7 protein-coding genes are annotated in these 3169 nt (G+C 53.0%); all 7 read left to right on the forward strand.

All coding sequences use genetic code 11. The features are described from left to right. Positions 1–184: 184 nt before the first annotated feature. The 7 genes from radC (at position 185) to INT19_RS11655 (ending at position 2962) form a co-directional block, all read left to right on the forward strand. Entirely contained in the window at positions 185–643 is a 459-nt protein-coding gene (gene radC / locus INT19_RS11625; RefSeq protein WP_193060844.1) for a RadC family protein, read from the forward strand. Between the two features lie 54 nt (positions 644–697). Continuing rightward, positions 698–973, forward strand: coding sequence for a helix-turn-helix domain-containing protein (locus INT19_RS19775; protein WP_193060845.1), 276 nt, complete (start codon positions 698–700; stop codon positions 971–973). A gap of 126 nt (positions 974–1099) precedes the next feature. Beyond that, positions 1100–1408, forward strand: coding sequence for a hypothetical protein (locus INT19_RS11635; RefSeq protein WP_193060846.1), 309 nt, complete (start codon positions 1100–1102; stop codon positions 1406–1408). Continuing rightward, positions 1408–1707: a hypothetical protein gene (locus INT19_RS11640; RefSeq protein WP_193060847.1), complete on the forward strand. Its 300-nt coding sequence runs from the start codon at positions 1408–1410 to the stop codon at positions 1705–1707. Before INT19_RS11635 ends, INT19_RS11640 begins: the two co-directional genes overlap by 1 nt. A gap of 22 nt (positions 1708–1729) precedes the next feature. After that, positions 1730–2125: a hypothetical protein gene (locus INT19_RS11645; RefSeq protein ID WP_193060848.1), complete on the forward strand. Its 396-nt coding sequence runs from the start codon at positions 1730–1732 to the stop codon at positions 2123–2125. A 27-nt stretch (positions 2126–2152) separates the two neighbouring features. Then, positions 2153–2683, forward strand: coding sequence for a hypothetical protein (locus INT19_RS11650; protein WP_193060849.1), 531 nt, complete (start codon positions 2153–2155; stop codon positions 2681–2683). A 45-nt stretch (positions 2684–2728) separates the two neighbouring features. Beyond that, positions 2729–2962 carry a hypothetical protein gene (locus tag INT19_RS11655; protein WP_193060850.1) on the forward strand — a complete coding sequence of 78 codons (234 nt, stop codon included), beginning with the start codon at positions 2729–2731 and terminating at the stop codon, positions 2960–2962. Positions 2963–3169 lie beyond the last annotated feature (207 nt).

The raw sequence follows: 3169 nt of genomic DNA on the forward strand, positions 1-3169 counted from the left end.
TGCGTGGCCTCCGGCCACCAGCATCCCGTTTTGGTCAACATCGGGCACCGGTTGTGGCTACCCACTACCGAGAAAAATGCATAAATCGTATGATAAAGGGTTGACGTTATAAGGGGTGTGTTATATACTGTTTTGGAAGGCCAGGCAGTTAGCCCAGGTCATAACACGAAGGAATCCCCTCACCATGGCAATTTCAATCAACGAGCAAGCTATCATCGACCAGGCGGCATCAATCCTAGACCGTGAAATCAAGGTGAACAGCGAAGTTGACGCGCTTACTAGCCCTAAGCTGGTTCGCCAATATTTACGGTTTGCAATTGAAGCCAAAGAGCATGAGGTGTTTGTAGCGATTTTTCTGAACACCCAGCACCGCGTTATTGAGAGCGTGGAGCTATTCAGAGGCACGCTAGATCAAGCCTCAGTGTATCCCCGTGAAGTTGCCAAAGAGGCACTAAAGCGCAACGCGGGCGGCGTTATCTTTGCTCACAATCATCCATCGGGTAGCCCCGAGCCTAGCGACGCTGACCGAAAAATTACCGAGCGGTTGAAAGCGGCGCTAGAACTCTTTGATATTCGTGTGCTTGATCATTTTGTTGTAGGTGCGGGCGATATTGTTAGTTTTGCAGAGAGGGGGTGGGTTTAACGATCAGAAGGCCGGTAACGATTACCGGCCTCTTAACTAACGTAGGTGATTGATATGAGTGAAATTAGAAAAACGTATGAAGTCGAAGGCGTGGCGGTGTCGATTAGAGACGCCACACAAATGCCATTTAGTCAGTGGTTAGCCCCCAGCGGGGGGGAAATCAGCGCCGCCTTGCAGGCTACAGGTTGGACGGCAGAGAAATTTGCTAAGGAGTCGGGAATCAGTTCGCGCTCGGTGCGTCGCTGGATAAATGAGGAGTCTGAGATTCCCTATGCCGTTTGGGCCATGCTATGTGCCGCGGCGGGTTGGGGGCATATATGGGAAAGTTAGAGGGGAAAAAATATATTAAAATGTATTGCATTTATAGGTGGGTTTTGAGATACTGACCTTGTTGAAAACTGGAACCTCGCGGCGGCAACCGCACCAGTAAAATCAGTAAACGGTAGGAGTCACCCCATGCATTCAGCGGCCACCTTCCCCCCTACTCGCAATGTGCATTGTCAGGCAATCAATGCATTGGTGCCGGTGCCTGTCCTGGTGTGGACTGAATACCAGCCAGATCATTTCCGAGCTGAGCCGTTACCAGGGTATGTCTACCACGTTATGAAAGACGTAGACGGCTTTGGTTGGTTCTTTCAAATACCTGGCAAACCGATCACGCCTTGCACCAAGCGCGACCTAGCGACCAGTGCTTGCGAATACTATTGGTTTAGGTCAATAAAAGTCATGATGAACCCAGCGTTAAGCCATAAGGAATCTGCCTGATGAATACCCGCAATATTAAAACGCTCGCAGTCGCAACCCTAAGCGCTCTAACCCTTGCTGCTTGCACGTCAGCGCCTACCTATCACGGCAACAGCAACGGCGTTTCCCGCGTTGAGCCTGGGGTGAGCATTCCCCGTGTGTCGGGATCGTCGGCAGGCGGCAACGTGCGCGCCCATGCAACGACGCAAGTAGGCACCCGACAAATGCCCGCAACGGTGTCTGTCGGCGCGTCCACGAGTCAGCGGGGGACGGTAATCTCGCCCGTTATTCGTTCTAAATATTTCAACTGGCGTTTTTAAGCAGCTATGCCCGGAGCCTTTTATGCGTATCGGTAACGTTATTGCGTTGATTCCCGAAGACACGACCGACGAGGCGCTAATGTCGGTGCAATCAGTCACCCTCTTGCACGGCGCTAATAGCGCACGGGTACGGTGCCACTTATCAAGTGAGTTCCGCCTGTTTGTTAAAGTGACCGGTGACAGTGTGACGCTTAGCGCCGACAAGTGGCCGCACACGGTCACTTGTTCAACGTCTGCATTTGTGTGCGCGTTTAAACGCCAGGTGTATGAGATTGATGCAGCTATTGCCGCCGGATCGTACCAGCAGGAGCCGCCTAAACCGGTGCTTATTTTCGATGACCGGCCAGCCCCGCCAGAAGACTTCGATATCCCTGCCTGGGATGAAAAAACAGGCGCTTGGTACGATGCCGAGTATTAACACAACCTCAAAATGTGAGGCAAAACGATGAACAGACACGCTGTTTTTACTGACGAAACTATAGACGATGCCGTTTTGCTCGCTGCGCTTGAGGCCGCTGGTATTGTCGCCCAAGTTAAGCCATTGCACTTGCAGCGGGCGGCAGGGGTGGCCGCTGAAATCGTGGCTGAGTATCCGATAGGCCAGCAGGGGAACGCGCGGGATAATCTAATAGCGTGGATTGATGAAGCGCTAGACACTGCCGACGATGCCCGTTTGAAGCTGATCGCTGACAGTATTGACTACATAAAGCGCAATCATGGCGAGCTTGCAACGTGGCGGTGTAAAGGCGGCTATATCGCGCTTCAAGTGCCCACCGCGTTCGTGAGTAGCATTGTTAATGTGTCTAGCGATGCTCGCCGGGCCATCGAGCTGCGCCAACTTACCGGCCTCATGCTGCCGCAGCTACACCGCATTGCGCCCGAGATTATGAAAAGTTTCCTCGGTGACGAGTACGCTGGTAACAATGGCGACTATGAGCGGCTGATGCTTGCGGTGTGTCGCGACTTAGCCGGTTGACAAGCAACCCCAAACACCATGAACCGATAACTTTGGAGCAATGACATGAACGAATGGAAAGAACACGCCGACCAGTTAGAAGCCGCACTTATGAAGAATCCCCAAGCGCTTGTGCTGCATTTTCTAAAAACCGCTACGCCTCAACAAGTCGCCGCATTAACCAGGGGGCACTTAATCGAAACAGAATCTAAGGCGTTCACTTCATCACAGTCAGCACTTGTGGCAAGACTTGAACAAAGCGTTAAAGATCCCCAGGGCTTGAGCCCAATGGCGGTATAGCAACCCCTCCCCTTTCAGCCCGCTAATACCAGGGGCCAGCGCCGCGGTCGCACCGCTTATGCTGCGCTTGGCTCCTTTCCCCCGGTTGTCCCTATATCCAAAGCTGCACCCAATCAGTCGGCTGCCAGGTCGTCCCACCGTTGCATGTAGCGCATCGCTGGTAGCCAGGCTGCCGCCAGGGTATGGCGTTGTCGCTCCGCTCCAAAG

The organism is Halomonas sp. 3A7M, assembly GCF_014897875.1.
In the GTDB taxonomy this organism is placed as follows: Bacteria; Pseudomonadota; Gammaproteobacteria; order Pseudomonadales; family Halomonadaceae; genus Vreelandella.

Bases quoted from the DNA above. Each gene is read 5' to 3' on its own strand.
- radC (WP_193060844.1), top strand. From the start codon at position 185: ATGGCAATTTCAATCAACGAGCAAGCTATCATCGACCAGGCGGCATCA.
- INT19_RS19775 (WP_193060845.1), top strand. From the start codon at position 698: ATGAGTGAAATTAGAAAAACGTATGAAGTCGAAGGCGTGGCGGTGTCG.
- INT19_RS11635 (WP_193060846.1), top strand. From the start codon at position 1,100: ATGCATTCAGCGGCCACCTTCCCCCCTACTCGCAATGTGCATTGTCAG.
- INT19_RS11640 (WP_193060847.1), top strand. From the start codon at position 1,408: ATGAATACCCGCAATATTAAAACGCTCGCAGTCGCAACCCTAAGCGCT.
- INT19_RS11645 (WP_193060848.1), top strand. From the start codon at position 1,730: ATGCGTATCGGTAACGTTATTGCGTTGATTCCCGAAGACACGACCGAC.
- INT19_RS11650 (WP_193060849.1), top strand. From the start codon at position 2,153: ATGAACAGACACGCTGTTTTTACTGACGAAACTATAGACGATGCCGTT.
- INT19_RS11655 (WP_193060850.1), top strand. From the start codon at position 2,729: ATGAACGAATGGAAAGAACACGCCGACCAGTTAGAAGCCGCACTTATG.